General features: G+C 55.7%; 16 protein-coding genes and 1 riboswitch. Of the genes, 6 read left to right on the forward strand and 10 right to left on the reverse strand.

Annotation, left to right across the window (positions count from 1 at the left end; genetic code table 11):
- Positions 1-195: 195 nt before the first annotated feature.
- Together NST69_RS21140 and NST69_RS21145 are read left to right on the forward strand one after the other, a co-directional pair.
- Positions 196-1,191, forward strand: a complete 996-nt coding sequence (locus tag NST69_RS21140) for a substrate-binding domain-containing protein (RefSeq protein WP_342547045.1) — start codon at positions 196-198, stop codon at positions 1,189-1,191.
- A 118-nt stretch (positions 1,192-1,309) separates the two neighbouring features.
- Complete coding sequence (locus tag NST69_RS21145) at positions 1,310-3,604, forward strand: alpha-galactosidase (protein WP_342547046.1); 2,295 nt, start codon at positions 1,310-1,312, stop codon at positions 3,602-3,604.
- Between the two features lie 133 nt (positions 3,605-3,737).
- On the opposite strand, the gene NST69_RS21150 is transcribed toward NST69_RS21145, so the two are convergent.
- Complete coding sequence (locus NST69_RS21150; RefSeq protein ID WP_209871543.1) at positions 3,738-5,168, reverse strand: SPFH domain-containing protein; 1,431 nt, start codon at positions 5,166-5,168, stop codon at positions 3,738-3,740.
- An 18-nt stretch (positions 5,169-5,186) separates the two neighbouring features.
- Positions 5,187-5,684 carry a hypothetical protein gene (locus NST69_RS21155; RefSeq protein WP_036731588.1) on the reverse strand — a complete coding sequence of 166 codons (498 nt, stop codon included), beginning with the start codon at positions 5,682-5,684 and terminating at the stop codon, positions 5,187-5,189.
- A gap of 391 nt (positions 5,685-6,075) precedes the next feature.
- A riboswitch (cyclic di-AMP (ydaO/yuaA leader) is annotated at positions 6,076-6,258 on the reverse strand.
- A gap of 570 nt (positions 6,259-6,828) precedes the next feature.
- Between NST69_RS21155 and NST69_RS21160 the strand changes: the two genes are divergently transcribed.
- From NST69_RS21160 to NST69_RS21170, 3 genes are all read left to right on the forward strand, one after another.
- A complete protein-coding gene (locus NST69_RS21160; RefSeq protein WP_036731586.1) occupies positions 6,829-7,449 on the forward strand; it encodes a TetR/AcrR family transcriptional regulator in 621 nt (206 codons plus the stop codon).
- Positions 7,450-7,478: 29 nt separating this feature from the next.
- Positions 7,479-9,854, forward strand: coding sequence for an MMPL family transporter (locus tag NST69_RS21165; RefSeq protein WP_036731585.1), 2,376 nt, complete (start codon positions 7,479-7,481; stop codon positions 9,852-9,854).
- Between the two features lie 200 nt (positions 9,855-10,054).
- The gene (locus NST69_RS21170) at positions 10,055-10,489 is read left to right on the forward strand and encodes a GNAT family N-acetyltransferase (protein WP_036731584.1); all 435 of its coding nucleotides are present in this window, start codon (positions 10,055-10,057) and stop codon (positions 10,487-10,489) included.
- Positions 10,490-10,518: 29 nt separating this feature from the next.
- Here NST69_RS21170 and NST69_RS21175 read toward each other — a convergent pair whose 3' ends face one another.
- From NST69_RS21175 to NST69_RS21185, 3 genes are read right to left on the reverse strand one after another with little or no spacing between them, the layout of a single operon-like run.
- Positions 10,519-10,968: a DUF1877 family protein gene (locus NST69_RS21175; RefSeq protein ID WP_342547047.1), complete on the reverse strand. Its 450-nt coding sequence runs from the start codon at positions 10,966-10,968 to the stop codon at positions 10,519-10,521.
- A 48-nt stretch (positions 10,969-11,016) separates the two neighbouring features.
- Entirely contained in the window at positions 11,017-12,459 is a 1,443-nt protein-coding gene (gene cls / locus NST69_RS21180; protein ID WP_036731583.1) for a cardiolipin synthase, read from the reverse strand.
- A 36-nt stretch (positions 12,460-12,495) separates the two neighbouring features.
- A complete protein-coding gene (locus tag NST69_RS21185) occupies positions 12,496-12,867 on the reverse strand; it encodes a helix-turn-helix domain-containing protein (protein WP_036731582.1) in 372 nt (123 codons plus the stop codon).
- A gap of 169 nt (positions 12,868-13,036) precedes the next feature.
- Between NST69_RS21185 and NST69_RS21190 the strand changes: the two genes are divergently transcribed.
- Entirely contained in the window at positions 13,037-13,624 is a 588-nt protein-coding gene (locus tag NST69_RS21190; RefSeq protein ID WP_036731580.1) for an NAD(P)H oxidoreductase, read from the forward strand.
- Positions 13,625-13,646: 22 nt separating this feature from the next.
- On the opposite strand, the gene NST69_RS21195 is transcribed toward NST69_RS21190, so the two are convergent.
- From NST69_RS21195 to NST69_RS21215, 5 genes are all read right to left on the reverse strand, one after another.
- On the reverse strand, positions 13,647-14,528 hold the full coding sequence (locus tag NST69_RS21195) for a PhzF family phenazine biosynthesis protein (RefSeq protein WP_036731578.1): 882 nt from the start codon (positions 14,526-14,528) through the stop codon (positions 13,647-13,649).
- Positions 14,529-14,835: 307 nt separating this feature from the next.
- Entirely contained in the window at positions 14,836-16,338 is a 1,503-nt protein-coding gene (locus tag NST69_RS21200) for a glycoside hydrolase family 20 protein (RefSeq protein WP_051478549.1), read from the reverse strand.
- A gap of 31 nt (positions 16,339-16,369) precedes the next feature.
- Positions 16,370-19,108 (reverse strand): alpha-mannosidase, encoded by a 2,739-nt coding sequence (locus NST69_RS21205; RefSeq protein ID WP_036731576.1) that lies wholly within the window; start codon positions 19,106-19,108, stop codon positions 16,370-16,372.
- A 6-nt stretch (positions 19,109-19,114) separates the two neighbouring features.
- Complete coding sequence (locus NST69_RS21210; protein ID WP_036731574.1) at positions 19,115-20,113, reverse strand: glycoside hydrolase family 130 protein; 999 nt, start codon at positions 20,111-20,113, stop codon at positions 19,115-19,117.
- A gap of 71 nt (positions 20,114-20,184) precedes the next feature.
- A complete protein-coding gene (locus NST69_RS21215) occupies positions 20,185-21,504 on the reverse strand; it encodes a glycoside hydrolase family 125 protein (RefSeq protein ID WP_036731572.1) in 1,320 nt (439 codons plus the stop codon).
- Positions 21,505-21,581: the final 77 nt, after the last annotated feature.

Raw genomic sequence — 21,581 nt, forward strand, 5'->3', positions numbered from 1 at the left:
CCTCTGAGTCCGCCTGGCCTGCCTAATGGTGTAATTTGGCGCTGATAAGGTCTTTCCAGTCCGCGAGGATGTTGGGGCGGGGCACCCCCTCCCTAATGTAAGCGCTCCTCAAAATCTGCTTGAAAGAACTCTAAAGAGATGATAGGATGAAGACGAATATTTAGTAAATTTATTAACTAAAAAGGCGTGAGCAGCTTGGCAACGATTAAAGACATCGCCCGCGAGGCCGGCGTATCGGCCGCAACCGTATCAAGAGTACTAAATAATGACCTGTCTCTGGCGGTCAGTGAGGAGACGCGCAGCCGGGTGTTCGCTGTGGCCGGGCAGCTTGGCTACAAGCCCTCACGGGTACGGCAGCTGAAGCGGGAGAACGAGCTGGGCAGCAAGACCGTCACGCTTCTGCTCTGGTGTACAGCCGAAGAGGAACGGGACGACCCTTATTACGGCTCGATCCGGCGCGGCGTGGAGCTGCGCTGTGAGGAGCTGGGCATCCGGCTCGGCCAGACGCTGCGCGGACACAGCACGCCAGCCCCGCTCCGGCCCACAGGTGACGGGCTTATTGTAGTTGGCGGAAGCTTCCAGCCGGGAGAGCTTGCGAAGCTGCACCCGGATACAAGCACCACCGTACTGGTCGACCATTATTCGGAGCGCCCGGAATATGACTCCGTGCGGACACATTTCCGGCAGGCTGTCGATCAGGCGCTGGGCCATCTGCTGGAGCTCGGTCACCGCGAGATCGCCTTCATCGGAGGCGGCAGCGAGGAGGAGCGCCGCAGGCATCATTACACCCGGATTATGCAGAGCCAGGGTTGCTATGATCCGGCGCTGATCCGCACGGGAAGCTGGACCAGTGCTGACGGCTACCGGATGATGAGCGAGCTGCTGTTAGGTTCCAAGCGCCCTACGGCCTGCTTCGCTGCAAGTGATCCGCTGGCAGTAGGCGCTCTGCGCGCCCTGCATGATCACGGGATACAGGTGCCTGCCGGGATGGCTGTCGTCGGCTTCGATGATATCGAGATGGCGGCCTATGTTCAGCCTCCGCTGACAACGGTCCGCGCCTATCCCGAGCAGATGGGCAAAGCTGCGGTTCAACTGCTCGCCGAGCGGTTCGAAGGACGCGAAGCCCCTTCGCATTCGATGATCGGCACGAAGCTGATAGTCCGGGAGACCAGCGGCGGGACAGCGGATTAACCGCAGCCCGGCTACCCAGCAATAGTTGTTTTGCCTGTTCCAAGGGTTCCGCAGGAGCAGCACTCAAGTTGGTCCAGATCATCGAACCTTATACCATCACACAAGGAGTGTTATGATCATGAACATTTTTGCAGACGAATCACGAGGATTGTTCCACCTTCAGTCCAAAGATACCAGCTACATTATCCAACTGATTGAAGGTTATCCTGCCCATGTCTACTGGGGAGCGAGGCTTCGCCATGACAGCAGCCTGAACGGAGTGCTTGAGCTGCGCGAACGTGCCTCCTTCTCGCCAACCCCGGTGCTAACGCGGCCTTCGCTCTCTCTGGATGCCCTGCCTCAGGAGTATCCGCAGTATGGAACGAGCGACTTCCGGCGGCCGGCCTATCAGGTTCAGCTAGCGGACGGCACGCGGATCTCTGAACTCAAATATGCAGGATATACCATTACACCAGGCAAGCCGGCACTCGAAGGACTGCCTGCCGTGTATGCGGAGAATGAAGCAGAAGCACAGACACTGGAGCTTACCCTGAAAGATGACTACGCTGGTCTAACGGTTAGACTGCTCTACACCGTATTCGCCGATCATAACGCGATTACCCGTTCCGTCCGCTTCGAGCATAACGGCGAAGCCCCGCTCCGGCTGGAGCAGGCGCTTAGCGCATCCGTCGATTTCGCCGATTCCTCTTACGATACGCTGCATCTGAGCGGCGCATGGGCCAGAGAGCGCCATGTGCAGCGCCGTCCGCTTACTCCGGGTGCTGCCTTGTCACTGGAGAGCCGCCGCGGCTCAAGCAGCCACCAGACCAATCCGTTCATTGCGCTGCTACGTCACGGCGCAGATGAAGACCAGGGGGATGTCTACGGCTTCAGCCTCGTCTACAGCGGCAGCTTCGCCGCCACTGCTGAGGTTGAGCAGTTCGGACAGACCCGTGTAAGCATCGGGATTAATCCGTTCGACTTCTCCTGGCTGCTGGAGCCGGGCCAATCCTTCCAGACCCCGGAGGCCGTGCTCGTCTATTCCGGTGAAGGTCTCGGCGGAATGTCGCGTACCTATCACCGGCTGTACCGGACCCGGCTCTGCCGCGGTGTTCACCGTGATCAGGCCCGGCCGATTCTGGTCAACAACTGGGAGGCGACTTACTTCGACTTCGATGCGGACAAAATCGCAACCATCGCCAAAGCAGCAGGCCCGCTCGGCATTGAGCTATTCGTCCTTGACGACGGCTGGTTCGGCAGACGCGACAAGGATAACAGCTCACTCGGCGACTGGTTCGAGGACCGCCGCAAGCTGCCTGAAGGTCTGGCGGATCTGGCCGGCCGGGTCAACAAGGAAGGCGTACAGTTCGGTCTATGGGTGGAGCCGGAGATGGTCTCGCCGGACAGTGAGCTGTACCGCAAGCACCCGGACTGGTGCCTACATGCCGCAGGACGCCGCCGCACGGAAGGCCGCAACCAGCTCATCCTGGACCTCTCCCGTCCGGAAGTCTGCGACTATCTGTATGAGACCTTAAGCGCCGTATTTTCCAGTGCCCCGATCCGCTATATCAAGTGGGACATGAACCGTAATATGACCGAGATAGCTTCTGCCAAAGCCAGCCCTGAGCGGCAAAAAGAAACCGCCCACCGCTATATGCTGGGGCTGTACAATTTGCTGGAGCGCCTGACCTCGCGCTTCCCGGACATTCTGTTCGAGAGCTGCTCCGGCGGCGGCGGCCGGTTCGATCCGGGAATCCTGTTCTATATGCCGCAGACCTGGACCAGTGACAACACCGATGCGGTAGAACGCCTGGCGATTCAGTACGGCACCAGTATTGTCTATCCAGCCAGCAGCATGGGCGCACATGTGTCTGATGTTCCGAACCATCAGGTAGACCGCATCACCACCCTAGCTACACGCGGGGATGTGGCGATGAGCGGCAACTTCGGTTATGAGCTGGACCTCACAAAGTTCACCGAAGCGGAGAAGGACCTGGCTACCCGGCAGATTGCCCAGTACAAGGAGATCCGCACACTGGTGCAGCAAGGGGATATGTACCGCCTGCTGAGTCCGTTCGAGGGTAGTGGCGACACCGCCTGGATGTTCGTCAGCGAGGACAAGACCGAAGCCTTCGTCGCTTATTTCCGCGTGCTGGCCATACCGAATCCTCCGATCTCGCGCCTTACGCTCAAAGGACTCAATCCCGAGCTGGATTATGTCATTGAGACGGGGGCAAAAGGCAGCAACGGGCATGTCCACGGCGGCGCAGAAGCCTCTGCACCTGCAGATGGCGTCAGCTCCGCTCCATTCCAGCCCGCCTTTGACGGCACAGCGCTGGGCGGTGACCGCCTGATGCGTATCGGTCTTGTGGTCTCCGACCTGCGCGGGGATTACGCCAGCTGCACCTATCGCCTGAGAGCGGTGCAGCGCTGATCTACAGCTTCAGACATGCCATAGGCGTCAGCCTCCTTTTGGAGATTGACGCCTGTTTTTTTGTGGAGAGATGCAGTCAGGAAGGGGCTTGCTGCCGTTTCATTAACTACTTACTGCCTCCCCTACTCCTCTTCTACTCCTGTCCATGCTCATGATCCCGGCCAAGTAACCCGCTGAGCGCCTCAGTCACGTTCATGCCGGTAAGTGTCTGGGTCAGCTCTGGAACCTGGGCCATGATTTTGGCGATATCACCCGTAATCTTGTTCACGCCTGAGGAAGCCCCGTCCTGGGAGATGACGGTGATCTTATCTACCTTGGCCAGCGGGGAGGCGATTTTCTCAGCCAGCTCGGGCAGGATTTTCAGGAATTCCACAGTCAACGCGGCTTGCGTGAACTGCTTATAGGCTTCCGCTTTCTTCTGCAATGCCCCCGCTTCCGCCGCTCCGGCGAGCTGGACGATCTCCGCATTCGCCTTCCCTTTTGCCAATTCCGCCTCCGCTGTTGCCAGTCCGCGCTTGGTCGTCGTAGCGGCTTCGGCTTCCGCCTCCAGAATCTGCCGCTGCTTGGCGGCTTCCGCTCTCATAATTGTCGCCTGATTCTCCGCCTGGGCCGGCTTGATCACTGTCGCCTCCAGCTCCCGCTGTCTCAGCTCCACCTCAATCTCCCGGACCGTCCGGTTGGCCTCGGCCTCCATCTGTGTGATTTTGACCTGTTCGGTAACCAGCGACTGCTTGATCTTATTCTGCTGCAATTCGTACGCCAGATCCGCCTGTGCCTTCTTCACCTCGGTCTCCAGCTTGAAGTCCGCCTGCTTAATGTTCAGCTCCTTCTCGAACAGCGATTCCTTCGCACGGGCAGCGGTTCCTGCTTCAATCGTCGCCTGATGCGCATTGGCTTTGGCAATGGAGGATTCCTTCTCCGCCTCGGCCTGCTTGATCTGAATATCGCGTTCGGCTTCAGCCTTGGCGATGCTGGCATCACGGCGAATCCGCTCAATCTCAGGCACCCCCATATTGTCGATGTACCCTTTGTCGTCGGTAATTTTCTTGATGGTGAAGCTGACGACCTCCAGCCCCATCTTGTCGAGATCCTCTGAGCAGGTCTCCCGCATCTTGCTGTTGATTTCGTCTGGGGTCTTGAGTATAGATTCTACACTGAGCTGCCCGATCAAGCCGCGCAGATGGCCTTCCACCGAATGCAGAATAATCGTCTCGCGGTCTTCCTCCGGCCGGTCAATGAACTGCTCGCTGGCTGTGAGAATAGCGGTTGGATCGCTTTTGATCTTAATCTGGGCGACCGCCTCCAGGTTCAGCTTGATGCCCTGGCGGGAAAACATGGCCTGCGCCGGGATCACATCGAAGCTCATCAGCATCATGGAGATGGTTTTATTGTTCTGGAAGCCGGGGATGACGAATGTCCCTCCGCCCTGAACCACTCTTTTGCCGCCGAGACCGTATACGATCATGGCCTGATTGGGCGGAACCTTTTTATACGCGGTCACAATACTGGTTAACGCCAGCAGAATCACAACAACAATAGCTCCGGTTACATATAAAATTAACATTTGCTCCGACACTCCCCGTTAGTTTTGTTCCATTTCCCTCTCGAACAAAGTGACCGCTGCGATCCCCTTATCCGTCTTCACAATAATCACCCGATCGCCCCGCAATAGCGACTGACCGGATTCGGCCCGCACGCCGATGGAGCGCATGGTCCCGTGCAGCACATACTTCATCTCTCCCACGGCCCCATCCGCTGCGGCGATGCTGATATAGCCGAGCTGGCCTGCCGGATCATAATCGAGTTCACTCATACTGCTGTCATACCGGGTCATCACCCGGGCCAGTACCGTGTAGAGCAGGATGCCCGGCAGCAGGGCGATCAAGGTACAGACCAGTACCACGGTGAGCAGCTGCATCCCGCTGTACTTGACAAGCATATACCCCGTGCCGCCCCAGACGGTGACAAACACCATCAGCGGAAGAATCGGGAGAAAGCCCGGCCCCCCAGCATCCCCTCCCCCTACATGCAGGTGGCCTACCAGACCGTGCCCATGAATGCTGCCGCTTAGGATAAGCACGAGGCCAACCCAGAAGCAGACGATAAATACAGTAGCGATGGGAACCCCTCCTTTCAATGTAATATGGCTATAAGAAAACTGACTGTAGTGGCGATGCGGAAACTGACTAATGTGGTACATAAAAAGACTATTGCGGCATATAAATGACTAATCAGTGTTGTTATAAGATTAAATTGTGCTTCCACCTGTCACTATTGCCCCTAATTTCCACTTTAGGCTGCTTGGTTGTGTATGGCAGAGGCGCAATTGGATTCAAGGGCACTTGTGCTCTTCATTTCTGCATCCAGCCCATTTTCAGGGCATTCAGTGGGATTAATCCCCTTCCCTACACAGCAAAAAGACCACAGCAGCAGCAGGGCTCTCCGTGGTCGGTTACTCGATCATGGCGCTCATCCTCTCTCTTCGAGGCTTACGGGGTTAGCTGACGGATTCGGGCAGCGAGATTGCCCTACCTCACCAGAGCCATAGTAGCACACTGGCAAGGATTCACCCCGGGTACTCAGCAGCCTATCCTTAAGCCACCTGCACCAGTTGGTTCCCCCGTTCCCGTTACGGAATTCAGCCATTTCAAGAACAGTGTCATTTCATTCGGTTGTTGATTGAATCTTACGCCTGCAGCCATTTAATGTAAAACCTCACGGATGACAAAAGAAGTCAATAATGCTGTCCCTTCGTGAATGAAGGCGCATTCTTCAGCTCTACTCTTATCCGCCCGGGGATTTGCTCGCGCTATCGTCTGTTTACACCCATGTTACTCTTCCTCTCACGTACTGCTCATTTGCTCACCTAATCCCCTCCCACTCTCATACTCACTTATTCCCCTACTCTTACTCCCACACTAACTCTCACTTACCTACTCACTCATCTACTCACTCATCTACTCACTTACTCACTTACTCTCCTTCACTTACTCCCACTCTAGCTCTCACTCCTCATTTACTCACTTACTTCCCACTCCCTTCCCCACGCCCTCCTAACTTAATCTCCTCCCCCCACCTTTCTTTCTCAGTCCATTACTCCAAATTTAAAATATTCACATTTCCGTCACTCGATGCTCATTGTGCAATCTTTCCCTTTGAGCAATAATAGAACCTATAGATTCTATAGAGCTTATAGATTTCAGGGAAAGGAGGAACATTTACTTTTGAATTCCAAACTGAATCTGCGGGACAAAAAAAAAGAAGCCACCGCCTATGCCTTAGCCGTAGCGGCCTTCGAGCTTGCGCTTGAGCATGGCATGGATGGCTTCATTGTGGATGATGTTGTTCAGAAGGCTGGATATTCCCGGCGGACTTTTGCGAATTACTTCTCCTGTAAGGAGGAGGCAGTCGCCGCCTATTTCATTGGCATTATTGCTGTCCAAGAGAAAGAGAATAACCCGCTGGCTGCTCTGCCGTCGGATGCTACACCGCTCGATGCCCTGTACAATCTGCTGAAGCTGCAATTCACCTCGGAGTTCCTGCATAAGCTGCGGCAGTTCGTCTCCCTGGCTAATCAATATCCGTCCCTGGAGCCTTACATTCTCAATGTCTTCCGGCATTTGCAGATCACCGCCCAGGAGACACTGGAGCAGTTCACCCGTGGACGGTATGCCGATGGATATACCCACCTGCTGGTAGGTGCCGTCTATGGGGCCTTCGTGCCTATCCTGGACGGACGGCTGAACGTCATGCTGCCGGGTGAGCAGCAGAGCGGGGACTCCGGGGCTATGCCGTTTGAACAATACCTGAATTCCATGTTTGCTTATTTACGCAACGGCTTCTAAATTCACAGATAAAGAGGAGAAACCACTACATGTCTACTTTTCTATACCGCTTAGGTAAATCGGCTTATGCTAAGCCCTGGGCCTTCATTGCAGTCTGGATCATTGTACTCGGAGTTGTAGGCACCCTGATTGGAGTCAACGGCATTCAATCCAGCTCCGAGATGAAAATTGAAGGCACAGAGTCGCAAAAGGTGCTGGATAAGCTGACAAAAGAGCTGCCCGCTGCGGCCGGAGGCCAGGCTAGTATCGCCTTCACTGTACCGGACGGGGAGCGTCTTGATACGCCTGAGCGTACAGCGCTGCTTCTAAAAGCTATTAATGATGTATACAACATGGAATATGTCATCAACCCTGCCGAACTGGCAGCACAAGCAGCGGCCGCCGCTGCCGGTCAAGCTGCCGCTGATCCTTCCGCCGCTGCCGGTCAAGCTGCCGCTGATCCTTCCGCTGCCACTGGTCAAGCCGCTGCCGATCCTTCTGCCGCTGCTGGTCAAGCCGCTGCTGCTCAGGCAGCACCGTTCGGTCCGCTGATTGTTGACGGCGCTCCGGTTCCCGGCGTGATGCTGTCGGCTAACGGCAGCATTGCCCTGTTCCAGTTCCAGTTCACGGTTCAGCAGACATCTCTGCCATCGGAGGTGCCGGACAACATCATCGATACCGTGACCAAAGTTGAACAGTCCGGTTCAGGCATTACCGCGATTCCAAGCGACTCGCTCAAAAGCATGCCGGCCATCGGCTCCACGGAAGCGATCGGCGTAGCCGTTGCTGCCATCGTATTGTTCATGACGCTGGGCTCAGTCGTTGCCGCCGGGCTGCCGCTGCTGACCGCACTTCTCGGAGTAGGCATTAGCGTCGGAGGTGCGTTTGCCCTCGGCAGCCTGATCCAGATGAACGATATTACACCGGTTCTTGCCGTGATGATTGGTCTCGCCGTGGGGATCGACTACTCGCTGTTCATTGTGAACCGCCAGCGCCGTCTGATCCTGGATGAGAAATTAAGCGCAGCCGAAGCAGCCAGCCGTGCACTGGGCACCGCAGGCAGCGCGGTATTCTTCGCCGGTCTGACCGTTATTATCGCCTTATGCGGCATGCTCGTCATCGGCATCGGCTTCTTGTCTACTATGGCCCTAGTTGCTGCGGCCAGCGTTCTGATCAATGTCCTGTTGGCCTTGTCCCTGCTGCCTGCGCTGCTCGGCCTGGTCGGTGAACGGATCGTAACCGCCAAAGCCCGGACCAAGCACAGCACCGCTGCCAAAAAAGCGCAGCACAGCTTCTCGCACCGCTGGGCAAATGCCACGGTGAAATACCGCTGGGCCATCATTGTGCTGGTGGTGCTGGTGCTTGGCACAGCCGCCATTCCAGTGACCAAGATGGAGCTGGGTATTCCATCCGGCGCCTCGGCGAACCTGGATACTCCGGCCCGTCAGAGCTATGATGTCATCTCCAAAGGGTTCGGTGAAGGCTTCAACGGCCCGCTGCTGCTGGTTGCTGAGACAAAGAATCCGTCTGAGAAGATCTCCATGCCGATCCTGGGCAAGCTGGTTCAGGAGCTGCAAATGCACGATAATGTGACCCTGGTCTCTCCGCTCGGTGTCAGTCCCACCGGCGATATCGCCATTATCAGCCTGATTCCGAAGACAGGGCCCACAGATACCGCAACCAGAGACCTGGTACAGGAGCTGCGTGATCCAGCGTCCAGCCTGACCACCGGCAACAATATTAATCTTGGCGTGACCGGCTTCACCGCCATCAATATTGATATGTCCTCGAAGCTGTCCGATGCCTTCCCTATATACATCGGGATCATCGTTATCCTGTCGCTGATCATTCTGCTCTTGGTATTCCGGTCCATTATCGTACCTATCAAAGCAACCGTCGGCTTCGTGTTAAGTATTATTGCCACCTTCGGCGTAACCACCGCCGTCTATCAATGGGGCTGGCTGCATTCGCTGTTCGGCTTCGATACCGGCGGACCGCTGCTAAGCTTCATGCCGATCCTGGTCACCGGTATTCTGTACGGACTCGCCATGGATTATCAAGTCTTCCTGGTCAGCTCCATGCGTGAAGCTTATGTCCACGGCCGCCATGGCAAGGACAGTGTTATTCACGGCTATGATCTGGCCAGCCGGGTCGTACTGGCCGCAGGTGTGATCATGGTGTCCGTCTTCGCCGGCTTCATCTTCGCCCCTGATGCGATGATTAAGCAGATCGGCTTCGCGCTGGCCTTCGGCATCCTGATCGATGCCTTCATCATCCGGATGACGCTTGTTCCGGCCGTCATGGCCGTCTTCGGCGACAAAGCCTGGTGGCTGCCGAAATGGCTGGACCGCCTGCTGCCGAATCTCGATGTCGAAGGCGATAAGCTGATCGCCAAGCTGAATGCCGAGAGCGGACACAAGCACTAAACTCGCCACACACAAAGCGGAGACCTGGCTTCGATGAATAGTCAGGTACTTTGCGGGACTCCAAGACATGTACATCTCCCCGGAATAACGGACGGCACTCCCGCCGTTCTCCATGTACAAATAGAGCCTGCGGCATCGTCCGCAGGCTCTATTTTGATATAATGGCTATAATTGAATTCAAATACTAAGGAGGAGTACCCATGAACATTATAGAACTGGATCTTGCTCAGAACCAGCAGGAAATCTCCCGCTTACTGGAGGAACACAGCCGCCGCATGGACAGCAGCATTCCGCCCTATCAGCGCGAGGTGATCTCCCTGGCGGCCTATGAGAACGGCGTCTTCATCGGCGGCGTTACCGGGGATATGGTCTGGAATATTCTGAATGTGCACTTGCTGGCTGTGGATCCCGGGTACAGGGGGCATGGACTCGGCAAGGCCCTGCTGGAAGAGCTGGAGCACAGAGCCAGGCAACGCGGCTGTAAGGTAAGCGAGTTGACCACGATGAGCTGGCAGGCGCCGTTTTTTTATCAGAAGCAGGGGTATGAGATCTTCGGCGAGATCAAAGATTGTCCGCATGAAGGGCAGAGCAAATATTATCTCCAGAAAAACCTGAAGCCCGGTTCCCCCTCCTAACGAGGTCCCGGCGCTTCGCGCCATCCCGTTCAAGCCACACTGAAAATCACGTGCTTCCCGCCCGCCAGCGCCTTCCCGTAGAAGTCCAGCAGGCCTGCAAATTCAACCTTCAAAGCTGCCCTCAGCTCCTCCGCTACACCATCCGTCTTCAATTGATCGAAGTCCACCTGCTGCATCGCCGCAATAATGTCCTCCAATTCATCCTGCTCGGTGCACGCGAAGAACCCGTCCTCCTCTTCCACCTCAAACACATGAACCCCGACAACAGCTTCACTTAACGGATCGCCTTCGATAGGTTCACTGGCCGAGACTCCAGTTAGCGCGAGATGCAGCTCCTCCCACAGCTTGTCGATATCGTAATATTCACTTCCGCCTTCAATCAGCTTCTCCAGCGTATTCATCAGCTCTGAACCGTCCATCTCCATCATGCGCTCCAGTGTATCCTCATCCACCATGACATATTGACCCAGCATACCCATTTGTCATTCCTCCCTCAATAAAATACAGCTGCCCGCGCTCCACTCTCCTTACAGAATAGGCGACAACAGCCGGGAAATCCCCTCTTTCAGCTTGATCACCAGCGAGCGCTGCGCATAACGTTCAACGGTCAGCTCAGAGCACAGTCTGACATCGTTCAGGAAAATATCCTGGAGCTGTTCGGCAATCGCCCGGTCATACACAATGGCATTCACCTCGAAGTTCAGCCGGAAGCTGCGCGAATCGATATTCATCGTTCCGACAGAAGCAACCTCTCCGTCAGCGACAATCGTTTTGGCGTGCAGGAAGCCATTCTCGTAGAGCAGGATTTTGGCCCCGTAATTCAGCAGATCTCCGGCATACGCCCAGGTGGCCCAATACACGAACGGATGGTCAGGCTTGTTAGGGATCATGATCTGCAGATCCACTCCGGAGAGCAGGGCGATTTTGCAGGCGTCCATGAAGCTGGTGTCCGGTATGAAGTACGGGGTCTGGATGTACACACTTTTTTTAGCCGATAAAATAAGCTTGATGTACATATTCTTCAGATGCTCGGTGGACGAATTGGGGCCGCTTGTAATAATCTGCACCGGGCTTGTCCCTGTATGGGGCTCCATGTTGAAGACGAATTCCCCGTAATCCCCGCGCTCATGCATCCCCGCCTGATGCCAGTCCAGGATGAATCTGCCTTGGATATGGCTGACTGCATTTCCGGTAATCCGGAGATGAGTGTCACGCCAGTAGCCGAACTTCGGAACCTGCCCCAGATATTCATCCCCCACATTGAACCCGCCGATATAGGCGATGCTTCCGTCAATAATACACAGCTTGCGGTGATTCCTGTTGTTGATCCGGAAGTTCAGCGGCTTGAGCAGGGACGGGAAGAACACTTCAACCTCGCCCCCTGCTGCACGTAATTCTCTGAAAAAATGCCGTGAAATCCGCTTCGAGCCGACTTCATCATATAACAGCCGCACCTTCACGCCTTCCATGGCCTTCACGATCAGCATATCCCTCAGCTCCCGGCCCAGACGGTCCGGCTGAATGATATAATACTGAATGTTGATCTCTGCGCGGGCAGAGCGGATATCCTCGAATAACGCGGCGAACTTCTGATGGCCGTCACTGTAAATAACAATCTCATTATCGCTGGATAACAGGCCGTGCGACGAACGGATATTCATGTTGATGAGCTGGGCATAGTTCGTCAGCAGCTGCGACCTGTCATCCGCCCCTTCCGCGAAGGCTGCCAGCTGCTTGTCGGCTTCGGCCTGGACATATTCCTGCTCTTCGATGAAGAGCTTGTAGAAATTCTTCTTTTTGAGATTGCGTCCGAAAAAGATATACAAGACAAATCCCAGAATCGGGATGAAAAACAGTACCATCAGCCAGGCCCAGGTATATCCAGCCTCCCTGCGCTCAATGAACAGAAAGCCCAGTGCCAGAATGATGTTAATGAGGGTGACGACTGTGGTTAGACTTGCAAATTCCATGCTCTTTCCCCTTTTCTCTCTGTCTCGCTCTGATGCCTAAAAGTCCTCCAGCACCTTGGACCTGTCGCCATGGATCCTGTCCAGATGCTCCTCTCCCCAGTAGCATAACAGGTCCAGCGCGGGCTTCAGCCCCCAGCCGTAGGCCGTCAGCTCATACTCCACTCTGGGAGGAATCTCCTGGTAGATGGTCCGTGAGATAATCTCATCGTTCTCCAGCCCTCTTAGCTGGGCAGTCAGCACTTTCTGGGTTAAGCCCGGAATGAGCCGCAGCAGCTCGGAGGTTCGCTTCTGTCCGGTCATAAGATGGTAGATAATCAGCGGCTTCCACTTGCCGCCCATCACTTCCAGCGCCGCCTCTACGCCTACTTTGTACTTTTTGGGAACGCTATCGCCATTCTGTTCAGTCATTGCTTCTGCCTCCATTATGTAGGGTACCTCAATGTTCCTATGGAACATACACCTTCCTATAGAACAGCAAAGTGCGTCCTTCCGGATTATTTTATTCCTGTTTATAATAGCATCAGCCAAGGAACATGGCTACAAACCTGCTATTAAGAAAGGTAGTGAAGATACAAGCATGAGCGTATTAATCGTCGTATCACACCCAAGACAAGATTCCCTGACCTTCCAGGTCGCCCGCCGTTTCGCAGAGGGATTGAGCCAGGCCGGCCATGATTATGAGATATTGGATTTGCATGGGATAGGATTTGACCCTGTTCTACAGGGGAGAGAGGAACTCAATATGACCGCAGGTGAACAGGAACAGCCCTATTCTCCTGAATTAGAGCGGGAAATGGAGCGGTTGCGGCAGCATGACGGCCTGGCATTTGTTTTTCCGCTGTGGTGGTGGCATCTGCCGGCCATGCTGAAGGGGTATATCGACCGGGTGCTGAACAACAGGGTTGCCTACGGCACAAGTAATCTGCATGATTATCGTGCGCTATGGCTGGCTCTGGCAGGCGTATCGGAGGAGCAGGTGAAGAAACGTAATTATGATGAGGCCACCACGCGTCTGCTGAACGTAGGAATTGCCGATTACTGCGGAATCACAGACTCCAAGGTTGAGTTCTTTTACGAGACCCTGGATTCGCCGCCCCCGCATTATGAAGCGCTTCTGGAACAGGCCTATCAGGCGGGATTACATTATGGCAAGGGGGAGAACTGACACATCACAGGAATGAGGGAAATCACAGCATCACATCAAATTCATTCACATAAACTGCATTGCCAGTCACTTCTATAGTGTTGCCGTTGTCCGACACTGACACTCTGACTCTGCCGTCCCTGCCGATCTCAAGGCCCTGCTCAATTAGCAGCTCGAAGGAGGGTGCTTGTCCGCCGATATGCCTGGAATAATAAGCCCCCATCACCCCGGAGGCGGTGCCAGTCACCGGGTCCTCGGTGGTCCCAGAGAACGGGGAGGAGAAATGGCGGGCGTGCATATGCGCCTCAGGATCATACGTCTCCAGACAGAACGGGTGAATGGACGAGCGGGGCATCTCCTTCAGCACCTCGGGAAACCGCTTGTTGTCCGGCACCATCCGGGTGAAGGCGTCAAGGCTTGTGACCGGGACCAGTAAGGTCCACGTTCCGGTGCTGCCGTACATGGTCGGCAGGGTCTGATCAATATCACCGGGTTCAAGGCCGATCGAGCGGGCCAGGTCCTCAAGCGATCCGTTAAAGGGTTGAAACTGGGGACTGGCCTGTCTCATCGTCATATAGAGGCTGTCGTGATCTTCTGTGAAACGGACGGGCAAGACTCCTGCTTTGGTCTCGATGGTCAGCTCGCTGGCGTCTCCAAGCAGACCCTTGGTCTTCATGGCATATAACAACGCCATGGTCCCGTGGCCGCAGAGATTAATCTCATGCCCCGGGGTAAAATAGCGGATTCTGAGATCCGCCAGGTTGGATTTTAACGGAAACGCCGTCTCATTGAAACCCACCTTCGCTGTGACCTCCTGCATTTGCTGCTCCGTGAGCCCCTCGCCGTTCAGGACAACTCCTGCCGGATTCCCCTTGTTCGGAATGCTGCTGAACGCATCGTAATGATAGACTTTGATGTTCTGCACACCTGCACCGCCTGTCTTTTTTGAGTAATATGATAGCATAAATGTATATAAAATGAATTTAAGATATTTAGGCATCATGATATGTTCGGTTTTCCGCATACATTCAGTCCATGGACGCCGCGCGTGCCCAATGTGGTCGGTTTTTCGACTATATTGGGACCACGTACCCTCGCACTGCCCATTGTGTTCGCTTTTCCCAATTCACGCAAAAAAACAGCAACGGACAAGTCCCTGTGAAGCGGACGGTATCCGTTGCTGCAATCATAGAAAGCAATACTATTGTCTACTAAGCTATTTATTCAGCCATCTACTCACCCGCATCTTGCTTCCCCAACCAGGCTAACTCCGCCATCGCCCGCAGCGGGCCGCGGAGGCCTGCGGCCACTTCCGCTTCGGTCTGCGCCTCCGGCTTGTCACTCCAGATGGAGAAGGTAGTGCCGATGAGTTCGCGCGGATAAGCTCCGGTATACTCCTGCTTGGCTTCTCCGGTACGGGCCGGGAACAGGCCGGGATGCCAGGAGGCGCGGATTTTCTCGCCTGTCGGATACTTATAGCCCGCATTTTCGCCCAGCACGTAGTACAAGTAGCCATCGTTGTAGTTAATCACCTGATGTCCCTTGGCGAGAATGTCTTCCACCGGGGCCATCATCGGATGCCACTTCGTCCAATACGTGATTTGAATGGACGGCTTGGGCGCGACCCGCTGGGTCTGATCCGCACGATAGAGGCCATCATTCCAGGCACGGACCGTCCAGCCTCTCGATTCCAGATGCTCAGCAACCTCGTTAAGGTAATCAATATAAGTGTCCACGCCCGTGCCGCCGCTGATGTTCAGCACATTCCGGGCATACTCCGCGAGCTGCGGATACTTATCGAACTCCGCGAAGTTAATGAATTCATCCCCGCCGATATGAAAATAGCGGCTGCCCGCAAATAACTCCGCATATTCGTCAATCAAATCCAGCACGAACCGGCGGGCGGCCGGATTCGTAATATCCAGGGCCCCAGGAGCCGGAGTTCCCGCTGAATCCTTGAGCAGCCACTCGGGATGCGTGCGGAGAGCCTGCCCCAGATGTCCCGGCGAATCCAGTGAAGGAATGATATCCACATGATAACGCTGTGCCTCAAGGATAATCGCCTTCATCTCCTGCTTGGTTAAAGCTTGCTCCGACACCACCTCAGGATGGCTCTCACTCATCAGCCGGAAGCCTTCGTTCTCGGAGAAATGCAGCTGCAGCGTATTCAGCCGCAGCCGGGACATCTCTCTGATCCGCTCCAGAAGCCAATCTTCGCTGTAGAATTTGCGGCCGATATCGATATGCAGCGCACGCTCTCGAATGACAGGCTCATCGGCAATGGTTCCGTAAGGTACGGAGCCGTCATCCGCCAGCTTCTGCAACAGCGTCCGCAGACCATACATCACTGCCCGTTCACTTGATGCGGTGATCTTCGCATAAGTCCCGATGTCAATGACGTAAGCTTCCTTGCTGTCCAGGTCTCCCGCAGCTTCATGATCCGTCAGTTCAATGACGATATCACCCGAAGCGGGTGTCTCCGTTTCCCCATGAACAATAGTCATGATCTGGTCAGCGGGTGTCAGAATGCCCGAGTATTCACCCAGCACAATAAAGGCTGTTTCGTTCAGAACACGGTTATTATCCGATCTGGCATTGTCTACAATCCGGGTTTTGGACCCGGCAGACAGCCGCCATGGCTCCCCGGATGCCGCTGCAATCTGCTGCTGTACACTGGTGAGCGGGCAGGTATCGGAGACGTTCTGATCTAATGGTTCATCCATATTCATATCCATACTCTTCTCACCTCTTCCTTCTTCGCGTGGATCAGCGCAGCCGGAGGCCGACCGTGGTAATCTCATGTCCGCCAAGCGGAAGCTTGAGCGAAGCGGCTTCTTCTGGCTGAAGCTCTTCACCTTCTGCTTCCAGTACATTCGAAGTATAGAAGGCGGTAACCGACAGCACAGATTCCAGTTCCAGCTCGCAAGGCTGTTCCGTAAGGTTGAACCAGCGGAGCAGCACATCGCCGCGCTCTTTGTTCAGCTTCATGGAAGAGAAAGCAGCGGTTCCGCCGTTCCAGCGGACGGCCGAATACACGGAAGGAATCGTTCCCGCGTGAACCTCTGCCTGCGCGCAGGTCCAAGGAATCTGGAACTGGTAAGCAGCCGCAGCGGCACCGGAGGTTACCGCATCCCCGCTATGCGGCAGGAGCAGCATGTCTGCGGTCTGTTCACCCAGGCACTGGGCTTCCGGCGTAGGGAACCAGCCCCAGTCGCCCATCTCGCCTACACTGCGGAGCAGCGTAACGGCAATGGTATTGCGGCCATCCCGCAGAATCTCGTATTCGTGTAATCCGAGGTTCGCAACCGTGAGGCCTGCATTCTCTCCAGCAACATCCACGAAGCACTGCTGATGCTGCGCATTGCTGGGATTCTGCCATTCCGGCGCCGGCTCGTTCGGACGTTCCGCCAGCTCGAACATCGAATCTACGCGGTGCGAGGCTGCGGACAGATCCGCCGGGAACAGCATCCGCAGGCGGTGATCCTTAGCGGTATTACTAATGAAACTCTTCACTTCCAGCCCTTTGCCGCTGCGCTCCAGTCTCAAGACCGTCCGCAGCTTAAGGGTTACTGTAGCGGCACTGCGCTGAGCCTGCCGCTCCGGGTAATAGACCAGCGCCCGCTGTTCTTCTTCCAGCAGGGCATCGGCCGAAGCCGGAATCTCCCATTCATGGGTGATTTCGATGGAAGCCCGGTATGGCGTATCTTCAATAACAGCGATATCCGCGTTAAGGCCCAGAGTCGTCAGCGGCACTTCGCCCGCAGGCGCTCTGTACATATATTCATTCCCGATGTCACCGGTATTCTCGTAGACACCAAGGTCACGATAGATCTTGCCGCTAGGCTTATGCTCCAGTGTGAAGGAGCCGTCAGCCATAACCTCGACGCGCAGCGTGTCGTTCTCCAGCACACGTCCGCCGCGAACCAGCGATGAGGCTTCTTGAGCGGAAGCCGCCCCAACAGGGCGGACCCAGGCATAGGTGCGCAGTCCCAGGGCAGGCACATCCGCCGCCTCGAAGGTCAGACGCACCTTGCGGCAGCTATAAGGCTGGCGGAACCGGTCATCCGGCAGATCATAGCCAAAGGACAGGCCAAGATCCTCCACCGTACAAGGAACCGGCTGGCCTTGTGCATCGACCAGGACCCGTCCGGCCAGGTCCACAGCCTTCATAAGCCGGGCATTCTCTTCCAGCGGCAGTCCTTCGCGCAGATACTGGCGGGCCGCATCCAGCTCTATGGTCACCGTACCGGTGCGGCTCCAGCCGCTGGTATTGGTTACAATGAGCGGAAGTGCCTCTTCGCCGTAAGCGGCGAAGCCGGAGGTGTCCACCGCTGCGGTGATCGCCTGCATACTATCCGCCACGATGCCCTCAGCCGTGTGATAGCTTTTGTCGAAGCGGGTGACCATCTCGCGGTGTACCTCATCCACGCTGCAGCCGCAGATGGAATCATGCGGATGGTTCTGCAGCAGCGTCTTCCACGCATAATCCAGCAGATGATGCGGATACTCCCCGCCGTGCAGCTTAGCGATAACGGCCAGCGGCTCGGCCACCTTTTCCAGCATGGCCTGCCCCCGTTGGTTCAGTTGCTTCAGATATACCCGGGCGGAAGCGGTATTGACCAGCGTGCCCCAGCCGTCCGTGCGCTGGCTGCGCAGCTCGCCCTTCACCGTGGACAGACTGCGGCCAGCCAGTGAAGCTTCCACTGCCTTGATATAGTCCGGGAAGTTCGAGTGAACGAAGTTGACCTCCGGGTGCAGCTTCTCCGCCGTGCGGATCGCCTCCGGAAGGTCGGTCTGCAGCGGCTGGTGATCGCAGCCGTTCATGAACAGCAGCTGATCGGTCGCCGCATACTGCCGGGCATCGCCCAGCTTGCGCTCCCAGTAGCGGCGTGCCTCATCAAGCTCGACGGGAACCTCATTCCCGTTAGAATACCAGTTGGCGAACAGGATGCCCAGCACCTGCGAGCCGTCCGGCCCTTCCCAGACCAGCTCCGAGAACGAGGATTCATAGCCGTCATCGGAGACCATATTGTTGAAGCCCGTAGGCTTCACTCCGCGCCCGAAAAAGGCGTTAGTGATGCCGGCCTGCTGCATAAGCTGCGGAATCTGTCCGGTCAGGCCGAAGGTGTCCGGGAAATAACCGATTTTGGACACTTCCCCATAGACTGCCGCATCCTGATGTCCTAGCTGTAAGTTACGTACATTGGCTTCCGGACTGGTGAGATAAGCATCCTGCAGAATGTACCAAGGTCCGATAAATATCCGTCCCTCACGGATATGCCGCGTGAGCCGCTCCCGGTTCTCCGGACGGACCTGGAGATAATCCTCGATGATAATCGTCTGGCCGTCGAAGAAAAAGCTGCGGAAATCCGGGTTCTGCTCCAGCGTGTCCAGCAATGTGTCCACCAGTTGAATCAGCCGGATATGATGGCGCTCATAAGGCAGATACCATTCCCGGTCCCAATGCGTATGCGAGATAATATGTGCCGTCTGTTTAGTAGTCATAACCTGTTACCCCTCAATCTCCAGCGGATATTCATCCATATAGCTGATCAGTTCATCCACGGTCGTGAAGGCCAGTCCTGTCACTGTATCCGCACAGCCGTAGTAGATGGCAATCCGTCCGGTAGCCGCATCAGTCAATGCCGCGCAAGGGAACGTCACGTTCGGCACATCGCCGACACATTCATACAGCTCTTCCGGGCCGAGGATATAGTTGCGCGAGCGGGCTTTTACCTTCCAAGGCTGATCCAGATCCAGCAGCGCGACACCCATGCGGTAGACGAATCCGTTGCAGGTATTGATAACGCCGTGATAGATCAGCAGCCAGCCCTTGTCGGTTTCAATCGGAATCGGTCCGGGACCAATCTTTTTGGACTGCCAAGCAGAAGCGTCACCGTCAACCGTACCCATCACATAGCGGTGCTTGCCCCAGAAGGTCAGGTCAGGACTCTCACTGTAAAAAATATCGCCAAACGGCGTATGCCCGGTATCGCTCGGACGGCTGAGCATCGCATAATTGCCGCCGATTTTGCGCGGGAGCAGCACTCCGTTGCGGTTATACGGCAGGAAGGCATTCTCCAGCTGATGGAAGGTTTTGAAATCGAATGTGTACGCCAGTCCAATCGTTGGGCCATGGTAGCCGTTGCACCAAGAGACATAATAACGGTCGTCAATCTTGCAGACACGCGGATCATAGCGGTACTCGCGCTTGGTGATCTCTTCATCGCCCTCAAATACGATCGGCTCATGGTTGATCTTCCAGTTCACACCGTCTTCACTGAAGCCCGCGAAGATATCCATGCTGACCGACCGCGAATCACAGCGGAACACACCAGCGAAGCCGCCCTCGAAGGGAATGACCGCCGAGTTGAACACACTGTTCGAGTTCGGAATGGCGTTGCGCGGAATGATCGGGTTGGCGGAATATCTCCATACCGGGGAATTCGTGCCCTCAGGCTTCTCCTGCCAAGGGATGTTAGGTAGTGCTTCTCCAATAATTGTACTCATGATCTGGTCTCCTTTATCTGTGAAAAAATAGTATATTACCAGGACCGCCTCTTACGTGCCGGACCGTATGTTTAGAGAATGTCTTCCTTCAGCGCCCGCAAAATCAGCTGCGAGAACAAGCTGTTCGACCAGGCGAACCACTTGCGGGTGAACACAGCCGGATCGTCGGCGTGGAAGCCTTCATGCATATAGCCAGTATCGGCGTCAGTAGCTTCCAGCATGGCGATAACTGCCAGCCGCTCTTCCTTGCTGTCTGCCGTGATGCCCTGCATCGACAGCGCCATATGCCAGATGTAGCCCGGAGGGGTATGCGGACTGCCAATTCCCTTGGCGGCCTTGCCCTCGAAGTAGAACGGATTCTCGCTGCTCAGAGCGAACCGTCTCGTATTCTGATAGACCGGATCGTCATTGTTCAGATAGCCCAGGTACGGAATGGACATCAGGCCCGGTGTTCCGGCGTCATCCATCAGGCTATAGTTACCGTATCCGTCTGTCTCGTATGCGTAGATTGGCCCGAATTCCGGGTGGCGGTAGATGCCGTACAGCTTGATGCCGTGATCGACCTCCTGCTCCAGCTCCTTCAGCTCGGCTAGGAAATCCAAGTCCCGGAAGACCCACTCGGCGAAATCCTGCATCTGCCGCAGCGCCACCACAGCGAACATATTCCCCGGAATGTTGTAATGGAAGTCGCAGGCGTCATCGCTGGAGCGGAAGCCGGACCAGATCATGCCGGTGTAATTGACAGGCATCCCCAGGCCGCCGTTACGGATGGAATCCTCCATAATCCCGTTGTTCCGGGTGAAACGGTACGGTGACTGCTCGGCATGATGCTGCTCGCGCTTGAACAGGTCGGTGATGACGCGGAGCATTTTTTTGAAATCAGAGGTAAAGAAATCGGTCTGCTTCGTCTCTTCCCAGTAAGCATGGGCCAGCCGGATCACGAAGCACAGCGAGTCGATCTCGAATTTGCGCTCCCACACCCACGGCGACATCTCGGTCACATCGGCGGCATTCCAGTGCCAGTCATTGGCCGATTCATTGAACGCGTTGGCGTAAGGATCGATCAGTACATACTCCGTATGGCGCTTGATCAGCCCGCCGATAATCCGCTGCAGATCAGCATCTTCCGCGGCAAAAGGCACATAATGAATGACCTGCTCCACTGAATCGCGCAGCCAGCAGGCGGGGATGTCCCCCGTAATCACAAAGGTGGTGCCGTCATCAAGCAGCTTGGTGGTCGTCTCCAGTGTATTCGGGAAGCAGTTGCGGAACAGCCGTTGCAGCTTGGGCCGGTGGGCCAGCTTCGCTTCGGCGTCGGCCAGCACGGCCTGAATGGATGACGGCAGCGTAAGCTCCGGCATCTCGATGCGGGGAAGTCTGAATTGTTCCAAGGTAGTAGTCTCCTTCTTGCTTGATCTATTGGTATAGCTGAACTTAGGAAATTAACTTGAAGCTTCTCATCACATAT

The sequence above is a fragment of the Paenibacillus sp. FSL P2-0089 genome (genome assembly GCF_038595095.1).
Lineage (GTDB): Bacteria > Bacillota > Bacilli > Paenibacillales > Paenibacillaceae > Paenibacillus_AQ > Paenibacillus_AQ silagei.